Genomic DNA, 18,424 nt, shown 5'->3' on the forward strand with positions numbered 1-18,424 from the left:
TCCCGCTGTTTTGGAATAAACGCATAGCTTACGCGTACCTTGCCAGCATCCATTTCATATTTAAATACGGCCAAATCCGCCCGACCAATTCCCAGTCCCATGTCTTCGAGAACGTCAGGCGGCTGACCGTCTGGCGCAGGCGGGGCTCATCCACCAATTCGGAAAACACTGGAACCTGTTGGTCGAGCAAATCGGCCGTCCAGCCAGAAAGAGGGCCGTTCAGCCACTCCGGCATCGGCGAGTTGAAGCCCACCTTCCGGCGTCCCATACGGATGGACTCCGGCATCTGATTTTCCATTGCCCGCCGCGCAATGACCTTGGTGTAGCCATCGGACGTTTTGCTCGTCTCCGGCAAGGCCATCGTGTAGGCAACTAAGCGCCAGTCCATGAACGGCATCCGGACTTCGATGCCGTGGGCCATCGAGAGGCGATCGAAGTTTCGCAGGATTGTCGGCAATACAGTGCCGTGAAACATTCGATAAAGGCGCCGGTTCAACGAACCCCAATCGCGCGGCAGCATGTCGTCATCGCCCACAAGACTGAACTGGCCGGGAACCTGGCGCAGACCGCCGCGCAAAAAATAATGCCCTTGGCGTTTGATCATCAGCGCCCGCAACAGATCCACACCGCGCCTGGCCAGCGCTGAATTCGAGGAAATTCCCGCGAGGGCATTTCTCATCCGAAAAGCTCCGGATTGGCCATCCTGGAGATAGGCCCCCATCAACTCATCCGCCCCGTGGCCATCGAGCGACACCGGCACGTTCTTGCGGCTGAGCTCTCGATAGATCAACCAGACTGCGCTTGGAAGCCCGATATAGACGTCATCATTGTCGTCGAGGATCTGGTCGAGCTCGGTCAGCGCGTCGGCCCGGCCGATTTCGAGGAATGTCGGATTGACCTCCGCCCATGCGGCCGCCTCCTCGGCCATGGGCCGCTCGTCGTTCAATGCGCCCGGAAATGTCGCAACAAAAGCATGGCGCCACGAGGTACTGTCGCGCGGTCCCATCCCGGCTTTTTCGTGCGCAGCCATGGAGCAGATCACGGCTGACGAGTCGAATCCTCCCGACAAACAAGTCCCGATTGGCACGTCGCTGCGCATTCTCAGCGCGACGGCATCCTGGAACAATTCGCGAAACCGTTCGACGCGCTCAGGTTCGGTCTTCGGCAGCTCCGGCAAATGATCGACCGTGCGCCACCAGCGCCGGATCTCCAGCCGCCCCGGACGCAGCCACAGGCAATGGCCGCTCTGCAACCGACGCACCTCCTGGCAGAGGGTCCGCTCGCTACCTTCTACACTAAAGGCATCCAGCAAAAGTCGCCGAGCGACGTCGACATCCAACGACGTCCTGATCAGACCGCTTCGCACGAGCGCGCGCTGCTCCGATGCGAAGACAAAGCGCTCCGGCGACATCGCATAGAGAAGCGGCTTGATGCCGAAGCGGTCGCGCGCGAGGAACAGTTCCTTTGACTGGGTGTCATAGATGGTCAGGGCCCACATGCCGTTGAAGCGCGACAACATCCCTTCCTGCCACGCTCGCCACGCCGCAAGAATGACCTCAGTATCCGACTGGGTGCGGAAGATCGCGCCCTGCGCCTCGAGTTCGCGCCGAAGCTCAAGGAAATTGTAGATTTCGCCATTGAAGACGATCACATGGCGACCATCGTCAGACAACATGGGTTGGTAGCCGCCCGCTCCTGGATCGATAATCGCCAGCCGCCGGTGACCAAAGGCGACATCTCGATCGACGCTGAACCAGGTGCCCTCGCCGTTCGGGCCGCGATGAGCCAACAGATTCGTCAGGCGCGAAATCTCCGCCGGCTCAACAGGGTTGCCGCGGAAATCGATGATGCCTGCAATCCCGCACATGGTTACGCCGCCTTTACAGGTAAAAAGCGACTTGCAATGACGCGCAGATCCCGCCAGCAAGCCGCGCCGTGCGGACCGGCTCGCGAGGCGGCGACAACGACAACAAAGATAATACCGGCCGCCAGGCAATATAGCCCCCCAACATACCACCAATGTGGGGCCTGGTTGGACAACGTGTCGTTAACGGAATGTCGCAGCACGAGTGCCGTGACGATGCCCGTTCCCAATGGCAGCAATACAAAGTGAGCCATCCGCGACCACATGCCAACGAGGCTGAAACTTTGCCGCAGCAAGATGATGATCGTGACGATCTGGGCCATCATGCCGATGCAGGCACTCCAGCCCGCCGCCTGCCATCCGAAATAGGGCAAAGCCACCGCGCTGGTGGCCAGCGTAAATACGGCTGTAACAAAAGAGATCAACGCGTTGGAACGGGATCGGCCGCTGGCCAGCAGATAGAATGCAAACACGTTCGCGCTGCATCCCAGCATTCCTGCGATCGAGAGCACCACCAGCACCCGCTGGGCTTCGGCGGCCACTTCCGCGCCGGTCCAGAGATGAAGCAGCGGGCCGGCGACGGGAATTAGCGCACCCAGCGCGCTCGCGGCGAGCACGTTGAGGACCCACGAAGACCGAAACAGCAGATCGGCCTTCCGATCGCTGGATTCTCTTTGCAGTGTGCTAAAGAACGGGAACAGGATTTCGCCCACTTTCAAGATGCCAATATACATAGCTTCTTCGAGCCTCTGGGCAATGGTGTAAAAGCCGACAAATTGGGGCTGAAGCAACGCACCGAGCAGGTACCGATCCGCTTGCCCCGCAATGATGCCGCCAGCCTGGGCAGCTAATTGCCAAACTCCCAAATTGACGAGATCGCCGAGCGGGCCGCGATGAAGCGCGGGACGCGCCAGCCATCCACCGATAACCCTGCGCGAAAGCGCAAGCGCTGCAAGCAGGCTCGTCGCAAAACCCAACGCCTGACAGCCAAGATACGTTGAGGCCTGCGGCCAGCGCGGGATCAATACCACCATCGATGCCGTCGCGATAATTGCGCTGATAATGTTGATCGAAGCGATCCGTGGATAATCCTGGCGCGCGGTAAACAGGGCCAGAAACACCGCTGCAACGCACTGGCATAACCATCCGCCGGCGCCGAAAACAAAGGCCAGTCCGAGATCGTCGGCGGCTTTGCCGCTCAGGTTGAACGCAAGGCGGGCGAGCGGCGGGCCCGCCAAACACAGGATCATCACGATCAATCCGCCCATCGCGGCTGCCAGGAGCAATGCCGTGGCGAAGAAACGGCGCGCATCGTCGCGCTCATCCGGCGCCAACCGCTGGGCAAGTTCTCGCGCCGTCGATAGCGCGAGGGAGTTGCTGAATGCCAGTGCGGGCGCGACGCAGGCTGTCACAAGACCTGCGACGCCAAATGCAGCGAGGCCCAGACGGAAAACGACGAACGGCAGGATCAACAGATTCAATCCCACGCCGATCAAAAAGGCCGCCGCATTCCACGCGGAATTTCCCAACAGACGAAAACTGCTGTCTGGCTCTGCCATATCAGCGATCAGGCCTTTATCTGCTTCGGATGCGTCTGCATCTTAGAACGTTCGAATCAGATCGATGACTTCGATCTGTTGATCACTCGTGATTTCGCCAAACATCGGCAGCGACAAGATCCGGCTTTGATCGCGATACGCATTAGGAAACTGCTCGGGACGATGACGGAACCGGATGTACGCTGCGAGAAACGGCAGCGCAGTCGGATAGTTGATCGCTGTCTGTACACCGTTGGCGTTCAAATGCACCGCTAACGCGTCGCGGCGCGGATGCTGAATCGTATAGAGATGATAGACGTGGGTGCGGCCCGCCGCGATTGATGGTACTACGACATCTTCAATCTGGTTGAGGCCGGCGTCGTAAATCTTGGCGGCATCCTGGCGCGCCTTGGTCCATTCAGTCAGGTGAGGCAATTTGGCCGATAGGATCGCCGCCTGCATGCCGTCGAGCCGGCTGTTGATGCCTTCGATGTGGTGCTGATGCTTGATGAGGCCGCCGTGGCGCGCGAGCATGGTCATATGCTCCGCCAGCGCGCCGTCGTTGGTGACAACGGCGCCCGCGTCGCCCATCGCGCCCAAATTCTTGCCGGGATAGAACGAATAGGTTGCGGCCGTGCCAAATGTGCCGATCTGCTGGCCCTTGTAGCGCGCTAGGTGCGCCTGCGCGCAATCTTCGATCACCCAGAGCTTGTGCTTGCGCGCGATCGCCATAATCGCGTCCATATCCGCCGGCTGCCCGTACAGATGCACCGGGATAATGCCGACCGTGCGCGGCGTGATCGCGGCCTCAACCGCAGCGGGGTCGATAGTGAATGTCGTTCCATCGGTATCCGCGAACACCACAGTGCCGCCGGCATGCGTGATCATCGCCGACGTGCTGATCCACGAATGAGCCGTCGTGATGACTTCATCGCCGGGCTTGACCTTCAGCGCGGCCATGGCGAGATACAGCGCGTCGGTGCCATTGGCGCATGACACGCAGTGCTTGATATCCACCGCGCTTGCGAATTCCCGCTCGAATGCATCGACATAGGGTCCGCGAATGAACGCATTGTCGCGAATGACCGCGGCGATCGCGCCGTCGATCTGGGCTTTGATGTTTTGATACTGAAGCTGCAGATCCGCAAAGGGTACGGGCATCATTTGTGATCCTTATTCCGCTGACAAAGCCGGCGCGCCGGATTGCCGGCATACGTACCGGCCGTCGTGATGTCCCTGGTCACCACCGAACCCGCCCCGATCACGACATCGTCGACGATCCGAACCGGCATGATCGTGGCGTTCGACCCGATCGAAACCCGATTGCCGACCACGGTTTCGCGCCACAGTTCCTTGCGCCCGCCCGCCGGGCCGCCGGTCGAAAACGTGTCATTGATGAACATCACGCCGTGACCGACAAAGCAGTCATCGCCGATCGTCACCAGCTCGCAGATGAAGGCATGCGACTGCACGCGCGTGCGGGCGCCAATGCGCGCGCCCTTCTGAATCTCCGTAAAAGGCCCGACAAAACAATCGTCCTCGATTTTGCAGCCATACAGATTGCAGGGCTCGATGACGCTAACCCGCGCGCCAAATTCAACGTCGCGCACGCCAACATGGCGCAGGTCCGGTTGGTTCACGACGCCACCCCTAATCGGCTCAACCGGGGCGTGAAGCGCAATGCGACTTCCTGCCCGGTTTCGATCGATTCATAAAGCGCGGAAATCAGTTCGAGGCTCTTGCGCCCCTCAAGACCGTCCACTAGTGCGGCACGTTGATTGATCAGACAATCGATCACATGCTGATAATAGGCCTGATGGCCGAAGCCGTAGACGTTCGACGGATTCACGGAAAACTTTTCCACCACGTCCTTGTCTGAGGGCAGTTCGTCGACAAACCGCCAGTGCCTGATCTGATTGACGGCGAAGCCCGCGATTTCGACCGTACCCTTCTCTCCCAGGATCGAGAGCGAGCCTTCGAGATCTGTTGGGCGTACGGCAGTCGTCGCTTCAATGATGCCCAATGCTCCGTTGCGGAATTTCAGCGTTGCGACAGCGGTGTCTTCAGTCTCGATTTTTACAAGCGCCGTGATCGCGCGCGCATGAACGCTCACGACATCGCCAAAAAACCACTCCAGCATATCGATATGATGACTGGCCTGATTGGTGAGCACACCGCCATCATAGGCCCAAGTGCCGCGCCAATCGTCCTGATCGTAGTAGGCTTGATCCCGGCACCAGCGCACGCGCACTGTCCCAAGAACGAGACGGCCGAATCGACCGGCCTCCAGCGCCTCGCGTGCCTTAACCACGGGAACGTTGAAGCGATTTTGCTTGACGACAAAAAGCTTGACGCCGGCTTCGTCACAGGCGCGGATCATGTCGTCCGCATCCTGCAGCCGCAGCGCCATCGGCTTTTCAACAACTACATGCTTTCCTGCCCTTGCGCAGGCGATGACATGCGGAGGGTGCATTCCGCTTGGCGTCAAGACCGTTACCGCGTCGATCTCTTTTCGCGCCAGAAAGTCATCGATGTTATAGTATGCCGGCACGCCGAACTTCGACGCAATCGCGTCAGCACGCGGGCGAATCGGATCGCAGACGCCCGCGAGGCTAGCGCCATCGACGTGACCGCCCCCCAGCAGATCAGAGTGGCGTGTCGCAATGCGTCCGCAGCCGAGCAGGCCAAATTTTATCATGAAAGCTTTCCTATGAGCCGACGTCGGGCTGGCGCGAAAATAAGCACAGGGTTCCTGCCGGACTACCACGGTCCGCAGAGTTCGGGGAGTCCATTACTGGCGAAAGTCCAAACTAATCAAGAGGCTTGGGTGTTCGCTGGCTCACAAAAAAAGCGATCGACTTAAACCTGGCTAGCTTTTCCCATTTCTCGTGTTGGTCCGGCCACGAAAGCCGGAAAAGGGCCTGTTCACTCCGATGGTCGCTCCCTTAGCTGTTCCCAACAGTGCCGAACACAATCCCGCTCGGGAACCCGCTTCCGGACCATCGATGCTCAGGTGGTTCAGTGATGACGCATCCGGCATGGAACCGAATGCGCCTAGACTTGCGTGTGGATCATGTTGTGAAACCACGCCCGACGAACACGCCGACCGCCACGAAGTGAAGGCCATGCTGAACCTGATTGAGAGCGGGCCCTACCCCGGCGAACAACCATAGCGAACAAATTTCGGGCGCTTGACCTGAAATCTTCTGCATTGGAAATAATCTCGTGGCGTCAGATACCAAAGAAGCATCAACAACCCAAGCCCATTCGAAAGCAAGGTCGTCGATAACGGCACATTGAGCAAAATGTGTGGGATTGTGGCGCCAGAAACGAGAACGAATTCCTTGGGCAATCCTGATGACGCCTTGTTGGCAACCGCAATAACTACGCCGCAGACAAGGGTTGCGAGTGGAGCCAAGATAGGGCCGACCGATGCAACCCCTTCGGTGGCGAAAAGCGAAGCGTTCAAATTGCCAAGGCCAAACCAGTTAGCCATTACCGTTCCAAGTTGATCATTGTACGGGCAGTCCATAAATCCCTTGAGCCACGAAATCTGACAGTAATAGGTCAATGGGTGATCCGAGAAAAATTCATAGTAGTGTTCTAGCGAGATGGACGGTATCGCCAACATCCGAAAGTTAATAGTACCGAAAACCGTGTCGCTAAAATCCGAACTGAACGCGCGGGCTATTAAACCGATAGTGAGCGGAATGAGTAGAGACAGGATAACGACCACTTTCGCCTCTTTGACAAACGTCGCCATGATCGCAACGAAAATCAAAAAACCCGAAAGGAACAGCGTCACCTTAGTCAAGGTGACAGGATAGTACATCAACGAGATTGCGATGAGCAGGGCCAACAATATCCAACGCCTGCGCGTTAGAAGACAAGCAAACGCGAAGGGAATTAGAGCGCCATTGATGTTGCCTATGGCATACTCAACAATCCGCGAGTGCACTAAATCATTTCGATATCGGTACATCTCGCTAAGTCCAACGAAGCGAGATCCGCTGAGGTAGCAGACTATCAGAATACAAGCAGAAAAGACCAGAATAGACATAGGAACAAGATCGAACGTTTTGGACGACAGAGCAAAAAACGGTTTCGCTGGTGCGGGGGCAAAAAGTGCTGGTATCAAAAATGTGACTAAGGACGCGGTCGCAGAGATTAGCGCAGTGGAGCGATCGTAACCAAAAAGACTAAAAGCATTGATCCAAAAATATCCGGCAATCATTGCGAACATGTAGAAACCGGCAAAGTAGCCAAAACTGAATCTCGCAAACACAAACGCGGGAGAAATCAGGCTTGTCAGGGCTAGCGCCAGATACATGCCTGCCTGGGGAGGGGCGACAGTGTATCGAACGTGGAAACTTAGTGAGTAGTCGGACACGATTGCCAACGAAAAAAAGAATAACGCAAAGAATGCGACCAAAAGAACAGCGCAAGATATGAAGCTGTATTTCTTGGTTTTGGTTTCTGGCTCCGCAGAAGTCGCCGTCTCACGATCCATGATCAGGATCCTTGGTCGGATATACTACTCAAGTGGCGCCACCATTTGCTTTGGGGATCAGTGACCGTTCTAAAATAATTCCGTGACGTCAGATACTAAAGCAACAGCCCAAGGCAGCCTGAAAGCAACGATGTTGATAGTGTCACATTAAGAAAACGCGCGGGATGATTGCACCGGAAAACCAGGATAAGCGGTCGGGCATCGTCGGGCGAGGCGGCGGTGGTTCAAGTTCTACTTCCGGGCGAACAGGGTGCTGCCACATCGAAATACCTCTTTCTGAATGGGTTTACAGCGTCGCCGTGGCTGCATGGCTTGAGCACCGCCTATTAACTGGAAACTAATGCCGCAGGCTGCTTTTGTGTATCCCGTTCGTAAATTCCTACACCGAGCCCAATCAATGCGAAAAGCAACAGATCGTGGCTAACACGTCCGTGGGCCATGCTTACGATGGTGACGTAGGCCAGTGAGCAAAAAACAAATCTAGCGCCGTCGTCTTTCTTTGAGAGCGGCAGCAGTCTGTATCCTGCGACGCCAATCAACATCAGTAGAGACAGAGCGCCAAGCCAGCCGAACTCGATTGCGGATTGCAATATCGTGTTGTGGACCTCAGTTCCCTTAATGCACGAAAGGGTGAGGAAGCTATCGAGGCCGAGTCCGAACAGTCCGGCACTAGGAATAATATAAAACGCATCGCGCAATAACGCCTTACGGATCGCGACCGAGTTGTTCAGGTCTAAGTCCAGGTTGCAACTTGGGAGAACGATCTTTTCGACCATCTCAGTTTGATTGTGTTTCTGTTGGGTGGAAGCCACTGTTTTCTGGATGGTTGAAATCTCTGTCTCCTGGGTTGCGTAGGTCATCAAGACCTTCGCCGTGTCGAATCGAGCTAATAAACCTACCGTTGAGCCAGCGAGCACAGTGGCAATAATGATGGCGATGTAAACCCGTTGCCGACCAGAACTTAGGACGGCCGCCAGAAGGAGCGCGACAACTATCGCGACAAAATAAAATCTCACCATCGCTGCTGCGAAAATGGCGACAGGAAGGAACAGTAACGCGGTCAGGACTACTCTGCGCCGCGGCGTCAATGGTGTCGTTACCAAGGCTATTAAGAGAAACCCGAATGCACCGAGAAAGTTGGTGGCCGCATCAAATCCGAACACGAGTGGCTTGCCGTGCGGATCGTTCCACTGCAAGATGAGGAAATAGGCCGTTATGACTGTGCCGATGGCGACAATTGGTGACGCAATCCAGAGATAGGTCGTCTTTAGGCATGCGAGATGTTCTGAGCGGACGAAGCGACAGCAAACATACGATGCAAGCGACACCGCCAAAATCACCCAATTTTTGGTCGGGGCTGTATCACCGTTTATGATGAGCGATCCGATTATCGACACGAGAAACGCAGCGAAGAACCAATCCGCTGAACTCATTTCGATGTCGCGCCGATAGGCAATAGACAAAAGACAGACTTCGCAGACCACAAAAAAGCCGCCCGTTAAGATGGAATTTCCCGTCACTCCAGCTGCGCTATAGATCAAAACAAAGATGGCATTGGCGGAGAGCAATGAGGCGAGGACGACGCCGTACATAGCTGTCCGCGTATCTCCTCCTGATATTTTTGGACGGCTAGGAACCCTCTCCGAAATCGTCATTTCAAATTCGGTCATAAGCCCTCCTCTCGTGGAGTCGCGAACCAAAGAGCAAATAGAATTACTGCACCGTGCGAGAGCATGGCGGTAGATAAAGGAACATTCATTAAGACGAGGGCTAGTATTGATCCGGAAAGGAAAACGAATTGATGGTTTAATCCGGCGGATGCTTTATTCCCAACCGCGATCACGAGCCCGCACAAAAGAGCAGCGATTGGCGCGAAGTATGGGCCTACGGAAGCGATGCCTTCGGAAGCAAAGAGGGAGGCGTTGTAATTACCGGTCGCATATTGGGCGGCTAAGGAGACGCCAAGTTGTGATGGCAGCGAACAATCAAACAGCCTTCCAATGACCTGGATCTGACAGAAATGCGTCAGTGGGTGATTTGAAAAAAAATGATTGTAATGATCGAGCCCGCTTGCTGGGATCGCGATCATTCTGAAGTTGACCAGTCTAAACGGCAAGCTGACTTCAGAAGCGTCGAAAGTCTTTATGATAAGCCCAAGAGCGAGCGGAATGAAAAGAGAAAGTATGACGCACAGTCTGACACTGAAGAACTTCAACAGCACCGTGAGTCCGATGAGCCACAATGGTGCAAACAAGGTCAACTTGTTCAGCGTGACGGGATAGAATGAAGCTCCGATGGCGAGCGCAATAGCGGCCAGACCGTATCGCCGTCGATGAACGGCCCACGCGTAAGAGAACGGCAAGGCCGCCGATACAGAAGCGCCAATTGGATAATTTAGCCATGCCGGATACTGAAATTGAGACCGGAGCGCTTCACCTTCGATAAATCCGATCAGATGGAAATCGAAGGATGATGCATATGCCACCGTAAGAGCGGCAACGATCAGAACGCCATAGACGACTTGATCGACTCGGCGCACTGTCAGCTTGAAGCGTGGTGTAAATGCTTTCGTCACAAACATTGCGGGGATTAAAAAGGCGATCAGCGACAGCGCGGCAGACCATCTCGCGATTGTTAGATCGTATCGAAGCGGCGTGAAGAAGCTCAGCCAGAGATAGCCGGCTACGATGCTCAGCATGTAAAAGCTGACCAGATATCCGAAGCTAAAGCGCGCGATCGAGAAAAGCTGGAAGCAGCAGCCTAAGGCCGCCACGGAAATAGACGCCGCTGTCAAGAATTGACGATTGTATCCGATGTGGAATGCCGGGTTTACGTCTTCGGAAACAACGACAAGCGAGACGCAAAGCAGCGCGAGATATATCAGCACTAAAGCCGATATCTGTACTGGCTCTTGCGGGAATAAGCGCGCGCGCGCATGCGAGTTGTCTAATGCCGTCACCCTCAATCCCCATAGGCCATACTACATCCCCATAGGCCATACTGCGCCTGATCTATGGCGCCCACCCCTACCACACACACCCCCCACTTAGGATAGATTGTCCAATACCGCACGGCAAATTTTGGGCGCAAGCCCCTACAGCGAACGAGAATATCCACCATGCCTCATTCGTCTTTTGGCGAGGGATTGCTGTGAGCCAGGTTCCGGTGGCGCAAATCAAGGCTATTGCCGGTTCCCGAGCTCGGTCCGGCCTCGTCGCCGCGATCGTCAGGGGATGGCCGGCTACGGAGCGCAAGGCGAAGCTGACGACGAAAACCCGTGCCGCGCAATTCCTTGCCCAGATCATGACGGAGACCGGCGGGCTCACGATCCTCACCCGAAAGCGGCGCCTATCGTTGCGAGGGCATGCTCAAGCAGCCAGGCCGTTGTCGCCGCCAGACCTTGCGCTTTTCGATCGCGCGCGATATCGCCGCGCCTCTCCTCCGCGATGCCGGAGATCGCCCGGTCGTGACCGCTGCGAAAGTGCCGCTGGAAGCGGCCTGGGCCGCGGCCGCCCGAGATCGATGCAACTCCCGTTCGTAAGATAGTAGCGCTGCCGAAAAGGTGCGGCGCCAAGGATCGCGTCAGGTCGCTTCTCGCTGCCGCCGGCGGCGGTCCCGGTGGTAGGCTACTGCATCGTCTTTGACATCGTCTCGAAGACTTGTCAGGATTAAAACAGCATCCGGTCTTTACCCCTGAATCAACCCGGCTCGTCCAATCGTAGAACCATAAGATTATCAATGAGAGTTCTGGTCACTGGCGGCTGCGGCTTTGTCGGCTCCGCAGCGGTGAGAATCTTGGTGGAGGCCGGTCACCAGGTCCTCAATATCGATAAGTTGACTTATGCCGGTGATCTTCGGACGGTCGCAGCCGTCGCCGACTCGCCCAATTACCGCTTCGAGAAAATGGATATCCTCGATCAAAGTGGAATCGTCGCCTCATTCAGAGACTTCGCGCCCCAAGCGGTCTTTCATCTTGCCGCAGAGACGCATGTGGATCGCTCAATCGATGACCCCGGCAAATTCATAGATACCAACATTCACGGCACATTCGTGATGCTGCAGACCGCGCTTGGCTATTGGAACCATCTGGATACGGAAGAGCGGGCGCACTTCCGGTTTATTCAAGTGTCGACCGATGAAGTTTACGGCAGTCTGGGCGACCAAGGGCATTTCACGGAGGCCACAGCATATCAGCCAAACTCACCTTATTCGGCGAGCAAGGCAGGGGGTGATCACCTGGCGCGAGCATGGTACGCGACCTTCGGACTTCCAGCGATTATTTCCAATTGTGCGAACAATTACGGCCCCTTTCAGAATCGTGAGAAACTGATTCCGACGATCATTCGCAAGGCCCTGTCGAGCCAGCCGATTCCGATTTATGGCCAGGGCCGGAACGTCCGTGACTGGCTTTACGTTAATGACCATATAGCTGCGCTTCTCGCTGTTTGCGCGAATGGTCGGACCGGCGGCAATTACAACGTTGGCGGACAGAACGAGATCAGCAACATAGACCTTGCGATAGCAATTTGTGCGCTTCTCGACGAACGTCGACCGCGTTCCGACGGTCGACCTCATGCCGAACGCATTCAGTTCGTTGCCGATCGGCCGGGCCACGATTATCGCTACGCGATCGATTCTACCAAAGCTAAGCGAGAGCTTGGCTGGCAACCACAGGAGAGTCTTCAAAGCGGGTTGTCAAAGACCATCGATTGGTATCTGGATCATCCGGACTGGACGATGGGCGATGTGTGCTCTGAGGACCGCCTCGGTTTAGGATCATCACCCGGGTCGCTTCGCGAGAATAGATGATGAAGAAGTGGAAGGGCATCATCCTTGCGGGCGGCAACGGGAGCCGTTTGTTTCCGCTTACCCATGTCGTCAACAAGCATTTGTTGCCGATCTTTGACAAGCCACTGATCTACTATCCTCTGACTACCCTCATGTTGGGGGGCTTGCGAGATTTCATCATCATTTCCAGCCCGGACGCGCTCAATCAGATCAGCACCTTGCTGGGCGACGGCACCCGCTGGGGCATTGCAATCACATATCGCACGCAGGAACGCGCCGGCGGTATCGCGGAATGTTTCCGGATAGCGGCCAACGATATCTCCGGCTGCAATGTGGCGCTGGCTCTGGGCGATAACATTTTCTATGGGGCCGGCCTGCCTCGTTTACTGTCGCAGGCGATGAGCCATGAAAGCGGTGCGACCATATTCGGATACGAAGTGGCGGATCCATCAGGCTTTGGCGTGGTCGTGCTCGACGAGACGGGACGCCCGGTTGACCTGGAAGAAAAGCCCAAGACGATGCGATCGCGCCTCGCGATTCCCGGTCTTTACTTCTACGACGAGCGCGTAGTCGCCATTTCGAATGAGGTTAGGCCGTCTGCGCGCGGTGAACTCGAAATCACCGATGTTAATCGTCACTACCTCGCGGCAGGTGATTTGCGGGTGACGCTTTTCGGCCGCGGCGTTGCCTGGCTCGACGGCGGCACACATCGGGATCTTTTTGAAGCGTCCCAATTCGTCAAAGTGATCGAAGAGCGTACAGGGCTAAAAATCGCCTGCCCCGAAGAAGTCGCATGGCGCATGAAATTCATTGACCAGGCAGCATTCGAGGGCCTGATCGATCCCGAGCCCAAGACCGAATATCAACGCTATCTGCGTTCTCTCGTCGATACTTCTTCGCTGATCGCCCGATGATGGCGTTGCTCCGTTGTGAATGAGTGGATAGCGCGCAAAAGTGATGATTGAACCAATACCCTTCAACCGACCTTTCACGACGGGCACAGAGCTTGGCTATGTCGCGGAGGCCCAACGCAATCATCATTTCTCCGGCGATGGACCATTCACGAAGCGCTGTCACCAATGGATCGAACAACAGACCGGTTGTGCCAGGGCGCTGCTGACGCACTCCTGCACTTCTGCGCTGGACCTCGCTGCGCTGTTGCTGGACCTCAAAAGCGGCGACGAAGTTATCTTGCCCTCCTACACATTCGTGTCGACGGCGAATGCCTTCGTGTTGCGCGGCGCGGTGCCGGTCTTTGTCGACATCCGGGAAGATACGCTCAATCTGGATGAACAGCTGATCGAGGCCGCCATTACTCCTCGAACGCGCGCGATCGCACCTGTTCACTATGCCGGTGTTGCTTGCGAAATGGACACGATCCTCGCGATCGCCAACCGCTACGATCTCAAAGTCGTTGAAGACGCCGCACAGGGCGTCATGGCAACCTATAAAGGTCGCGCTCTAGGGGCGATCGGCGATCTCGGTAGTTTCAGCTTTCATGAAACCAAGAATATCAGTTCGGGCGAAGGCGGCAGCCTCCTGGTGAATGATCCCGAATTGGTGAATCGTGCCGAGGTCATGCGTGAGAAAGGCACCGATCGCGGCAGGTTCTTTCGCGGCGAGGTCGACAAGTATACCTGGCAGGATGTCGGCTCCTCCTTTTTGCCGAGCGAAATCACGGCCGCCTTCCTTTGGGCTCAGCTCGAGCATGCGGAGCGCATCACCGCAGGGCGGCTTGCGAACTGGAACCGCTACCATGAAATGTTAGCCCCGCTCGAGCAACGCGGGGTTCTGCGCCGGCCGATCGTCCCGCCCGATTGCCAACATAACGGTCACCTTTATTACGTGCTCCTGCAGTCAGACGCGGACCGTCCGCGGGTTCTCGGCGAGCTCAAGCAGCACGGAATTGCCGCCATGTTTCACTACGTTCCGCTGCATTCATCGCCGGCCGGCTCGCGGTTCGGACGCGCCCATGGCGACCTTTCAATGACAACGTCACTCTCGGAGCGGCTAGTCCGGCTGCCGATGTGGTTCGGTTTGAGCGAAACACAGCAGCAGCGGGTCTACGACACGCTGCGTGCATTCTTCTGAATTAGCTCGACATTTTGCCGGCGGCCTGGATGAGGGACGGCCAATATGCATCGTACCGCGATAATTGGCTATCGACCGATCAGTCGAGCGCGTTCACAAGCCTGACGTGCAACATCGTGATTGCGAGACGGCTTCAGTAGAAACTGTTCAAATTCAGTCCGCGAGGCACCTCGCACGGACCGGACCGATCCAGCTTCCTGGTAATCTCGTGAAATGTCGATCCCATATGGCTGAAGCAAACTCGCTGAAAACGACGCAGGTGGCTCCGTGAGTATCCACATAGCACCAAGGACATCGCAACTTTCGCTCGCGAGAGCAGCACTGAAGAACTCATAGCTCCCGGTATATCCTGCAAGTATCCAGCTGGCTCCGGGTGGGCGTCCGCCCAATGCATAGACCAATCCAGGATTTCGGCCGCTGAGATCGAGCAAGGGATCTCCCGTCTTGAACCCGTTATCTGTGGCGATTCTCCTGAACTTCCGGATATAAATGGCCGCATTATCGGTCAGGAAAAGAGTGGCATTGTCTGGCCCGATTTCAGCCGGGCTCGTCTGTAGCCGCAAGGGTTGTGTTTGTCGGTAAGGATTTTGCGTCGCGGCCAAGACGACGCCGGCCGTGACCAGGAGGGCAGCAGCAGCAATGGGAGTAAGGTTACGCCATGCCGCATTTTTTGCCGTTAGCTCGCTCCCGATGACAACGCCGCCCAACAACCAGAAAAGCCCCGCGCGCGCGCCCTGTTCCCAGTAGTTATTACCAGTCCCAAATGCATAGACATACGGCAAAGTGATAAAGAAGACCGCGAGTGCAACCGCGTTGCGCGAAGGGCCTCGATATTCCCGCCGCGAAGCGAAGAAGAGAGATAATGCGACTGCGAAGGTGATCGCAAAAAATTGCATAGGCTGAAAGGGATGGTAGGGAACGTTCGGCAATAGCGCGCCCGTGCTGACCGCCATGCTCAATCCCGTCAGAAAGATCGCTATCGCGGCGACGCCGATTCTTGCGGCAGCACCTGCCCGCGTGCCAAGGAACATCGCAGTGAAGGTTATCGCTAGCAGCAAAGCAAAATTGGCTCGCTGTGCTCCGCCAAAATGGAAGGAATCTACACGAAACATTCGCGCGAAAGGTTGATCCGGCGTGAGTAGGCTGCCAAGTCGCACCCCATCTAGGACGCGATTGACGAACTTGGCGAGCGATCCGTCGATCATCATCGCCGAAGCGATCAAGAGCACTGCGGCTATGAGCACACAGACCAGCAGACCACGCAGCCAAAACCTGCCCGCAACAACTAGGTAGATGAGCACGGCACATCCGAGCAGCGCGGCCGAGGTGGGCTTGGCCAGAAACGAGAGCGCGCCACCTGCCCCGATCAGGATCCAGCCGATGAGAACGGACTTCGATCGTTTGCGGCCAGTCAACAGTACGCCAATGGCTACTCCCATTAAGGATGTAAAACTCAGCGAATTGTAACTCGGTGTCGGCAACCACAGGCCGAAAAACGTCAATGAGCCCGCCGCCATGACGAGTGCCAATGCGGCGCCCCAGATAGGCAGCGATGACCTAACGTCGATGCGCACTACGGCCACAGATCGAAGTATGGTCGCACAGAGTGCGAAGGCAAGCGCGAAGATGACAAGGACATTGGCCTGCCTTAGCAAGACGATGTCGCCGCCGACGAGTCGATAGAGGGGATGATAGACAAATCCGAATTGGCTCACCGAGGAAGGGTAGTTCCAAGGATTTGAAATCCAGTTCAGGTAATAGCCTTCGTCGCTGAAGTCGAAACCGGATCGGCAAAGCAGCATGACCCAGCCGAGCAAAGCCAAGCTTGCGGCGACAGACATTATCAATGCGGCCCATTGCATTGCTGAGGCGGAAAATGAACTCTCCTCCTTGCTGTCGTCATCTATCGCGGTCGTGTTAAATCCCACCGAACGCTTTATCCTCTCTACAGGTCCTAGCCGACGTAGCCTGTTGGAAGCCATGCGCGAACGTCGGCTGTCCGTTGTGATGGATTGTCATTGTTAAATTCAACTCGGCCGCGCCATTGAATGCATGTTATAGACCGCCCGCCTCGCCGCTCTTTGGTGTCGTGCGGCGAACCGAACGGCGCAGAGGACGCGTCGAAACCGCCCGAGGCAAGCGGCGGCACCGCGCCGATGCAGGCTTGGGGCTGCTTGCGCCAGCCGCTGGAGCTTTCCGGCGCTGGACAGCGAGCGTTTCGACCTGATCGGCCTTCTTGAGCGTGAATGCGCGGCCGACCACTGAATTCAGCACCCAACCCGCATGGGCGTCGTCCTGCCGCAAGCGGACGATCCGCTGGTTGGTCCGGTCGAGAAAAACGGCAATCGCATCGCTGTCTCCAACGACGGCTCCGATTAGTGCTAGCGTCAGGTGTTCTGGTCCGGCCGTTGGAGGTGGCGGAGCCGCCACCTGCTCCACCGACCGAGCAACCACGGCCCGCTGCGGCGGCCGTCTGGAGGCTGAGAAATTCAGTCGCTCCTGCGTGCCTGACAGCGCGGAGAGCGGAACCGACCTCAGCAGGTTTCCGCCCTGCGCCGGTTTGACAGTTTTCCGGTTCGGCCGCGCGATCGGTTTGACGGCTCCGATATCGACAATCTCTGCGGCATCCCTTGGCCGGTCATTCGACAAGATATCCGATGCGGACGAGGTCGCGGCCATCAGTTCAGACGACATGCCGAGCGCAACCGCTCCGTCGGACAGCAGAACCAGAACGAGAATATGGGACCACTTGATCATGCTTATTCCGCCACCGGCCGTCTGCAGCGCGCTCGGATCTGCGGTCACCCTAGCGGCAACAACGGGCGCCATCAACAGCGGGGCAAATCGGGAAGTCACCATCGTATTGCGCGCACAGAACGTTGGCCAAGGGAACCATGCGCGCGCACGGCGACCAAAATGTTGCCGATCGGTCATGCCAGCCGAAATAGAAATACAAGGCAACTTGTCGAGAGGCAAACCCAACATGCTTCGTTGCGCGTACTGCGCAACGCCATGAAAATATGAAGTGCGGGATCGCTGACGCCAACGATCTCGTAGCGGCGCGTCAAGAGCTCGATCGCGGTCTTTAGCGGCTAGACCGTGCTGTTAGCCGGCCTGATCATCGAGACGGCAACAAGCAGCGGCCGGGAATTCCGATTCTCGATTCGATTCCCGGCGTAGGTGATGCGTTCTCGCGTCAGACCAACTCGCGCGCTCGGAATTGATCCTACTCATCCGCCGACCTGGTCAAAGCTTCCGTCGAAGCGAGCGTCATGCACAAGGAAATGCGGAGCGAGACGAACAGTCGCCTGGTGGGGAAAATCCGCGACGCCTGCATGTAGTCCTGCCGATTGACGGCCGATACCCTTGGCGGAACATTGGGTGTGGGCGGATTCCTGGAAGGCTTGGGGCGGCTACGGCAAGCGACGAAAAAAGTCCGCCTGCCGGGCGATTGGAACGTGAACGACGACTTCGGCCACCTTGCGATTTCCGTCAAGCCGCAAGCGTTGCTCGTCTCGTCAAGTGCCGGCGACTTTAGTCGCGCAAAGCTCGAAATCCTGACCGCGCCAAAGGAGACCGTGAGGACACGTGCGGTTCCCCGGGTTCGGGAGCATGGCGGTTGTTTACTGTAGC

The 18,424-nt window shown here is 56.8% G+C and carries 14 protein-coding genes; 4 read left to right on the top strand and 10 right to left on the bottom strand.

Annotated features, from left to right (window positions below):
- Positions 1 to 28: 28 nt before the first annotated feature.
- From asnB to ACH79_RS41485, 8 genes are all read right to left on the bottom strand, one after another.
- Complete coding sequence (gene asnB / locus ACH79_RS41450) at positions 29 to 1,867, bottom strand: asparagine synthase (glutamine-hydrolyzing) (RefSeq protein ID WP_161855903.1); 1,839 nt, start codon at positions 1,865 to 1,867, stop codon at positions 29 to 31.
- Between the two features lie 2 nt (positions 1,868 to 1,869).
- The gene (locus ACH79_RS41455; RefSeq protein ID WP_161855904.1) at positions 1,870 to 3,423 is read right to left on the bottom strand and encodes a lipopolysaccharide biosynthesis protein; all 1,554 of its coding nucleotides are present in this window, start codon (positions 3,421 to 3,423) and stop codon (positions 1,870 to 1,872) included.
- 42 nt (positions 3,424 to 3,465) lie between these two features.
- Entirely contained in the window at positions 3,466 to 4,563 is a 1,098-nt protein-coding gene (locus tag ACH79_RS41460; protein WP_161855905.1) for a DegT/DnrJ/EryC1/StrS aminotransferase family protein, read from the bottom strand.
- Entirely contained in the window at positions 4,563 to 5,042 is a 480-nt protein-coding gene (locus tag ACH79_RS41465) for an acyltransferase (RefSeq protein ID WP_161855906.1), read from the bottom strand. Before ACH79_RS41465 ends, ACH79_RS41460 begins: the two co-directional genes overlap by 1 nt.
- Positions 5,039 to 6,100 (bottom strand): Gfo/Idh/MocA family protein, encoded by a 1,062-nt coding sequence (locus ACH79_RS41470; protein WP_161855907.1) that lies wholly within the window; start codon positions 6,098 to 6,100, stop codon positions 5,039 to 5,041. Before ACH79_RS41470 ends, ACH79_RS41465 begins: the two co-directional genes overlap by 4 nt.
- A gap of 453 nt (positions 6,101 to 6,553) precedes the next feature.
- A complete protein-coding gene (locus ACH79_RS41475) occupies positions 6,554 to 7,912 on the bottom strand; it encodes a hypothetical protein (RefSeq protein WP_161855908.1) in 1,359 nt (452 codons plus the stop codon).
- A 326-nt stretch (positions 7,913 to 8,238) separates the two neighbouring features.
- Positions 8,239 to 9,582 carry an O-antigen ligase family protein gene (locus ACH79_RS41480; RefSeq protein WP_161855909.1) on the bottom strand — a complete coding sequence of 448 codons (1,344 nt, stop codon included), beginning with the start codon at positions 9,580 to 9,582 and terminating at the stop codon, positions 8,239 to 8,241.
- Complete coding sequence (locus ACH79_RS41485; RefSeq protein ID WP_161855910.1) at positions 9,579 to 10,871, bottom strand: hypothetical protein; 1,293 nt, start codon at positions 10,869 to 10,871, stop codon at positions 9,579 to 9,581. The genes ACH79_RS41480 and ACH79_RS41485 overlap by 4 nt, the downstream gene beginning before the upstream one ends.
- A 779-nt stretch (positions 10,872 to 11,650) precedes the next feature.
- Here ACH79_RS41485 and rfbB point away from each other — a divergent pair.
- Genes rfbB through rffA form a run of 3 tightly spaced genes read left to right on the top strand, consistent with a single transcriptional unit; the run spans position 11,651 to position 14,791 of the window.
- The gene (gene rfbB / locus ACH79_RS41490) at positions 11,651 to 12,721 is read left to right on the top strand and encodes a dTDP-glucose 4,6-dehydratase (RefSeq protein WP_161855911.1); all 1,071 of its coding nucleotides are present in this window, start codon (positions 11,651 to 11,653) and stop codon (positions 12,719 to 12,721) included.
- Positions 12,718 to 13,614, top strand: coding sequence for a glucose-1-phosphate thymidylyltransferase RfbA (gene rfbA / locus ACH79_RS41495; protein WP_202639139.1), 897 nt, complete (start codon positions 12,718 to 12,720; stop codon positions 13,612 to 13,614). The genes rfbB and rfbA overlap by 4 nt, the downstream gene beginning before the upstream one ends.
- Before the next feature lie 43 nt (positions 13,615 to 13,657).
- On the top strand, positions 13,658 to 14,791 hold the full coding sequence (rffA, locus tag ACH79_RS41500) for a dTDP-4-amino-4,6-dideoxygalactose transaminase (RefSeq protein WP_161856832.1): 1,134 nt from the start codon (positions 13,658 to 13,660) through the stop codon (positions 14,789 to 14,791).
- 68 nt (positions 14,792 to 14,859) lie between these two features.
- On the opposite strand, the gene ACH79_RS41505 is transcribed toward rffA, so the two are convergent.
- On the bottom strand, positions 14,860 to 16,719 hold the full coding sequence (locus tag ACH79_RS41505) for a hypothetical protein (protein WP_161855913.1): 1,860 nt from the start codon (positions 16,717 to 16,719) through the stop codon (positions 14,860 to 14,862).
- Between the two features lie 127 nt (positions 16,720 to 16,846).
- Positions 16,847 to 17,776: a hypothetical protein gene (locus ACH79_RS41510; protein ID WP_246738341.1), complete on the bottom strand. Its 930-nt coding sequence runs from the start codon at positions 17,774 to 17,776 to the stop codon at positions 16,847 to 16,849.
- A gap of 365 nt (positions 17,777 to 18,141) precedes the next feature.
- Between ACH79_RS41510 and ACH79_RS41515 the strand changes: the two genes are divergently transcribed.
- Positions 18,142 to 18,423 carry a hypothetical protein gene (locus tag ACH79_RS41515; protein ID WP_161855914.1) on the top strand — a complete coding sequence of 94 codons (282 nt, stop codon included), beginning with the start codon at positions 18,142 to 18,144 and terminating at the stop codon, positions 18,421 to 18,423.
- Position 18,424: the final 1 nt, after the last annotated feature.

It is taken from the genome of Bradyrhizobium sp. CCBAU 051011, from assembly GCF_009930815.1.
Classification (GTDB): domain Bacteria; phylum Pseudomonadota; class Alphaproteobacteria; order Rhizobiales; family Xanthobacteraceae; genus Bradyrhizobium.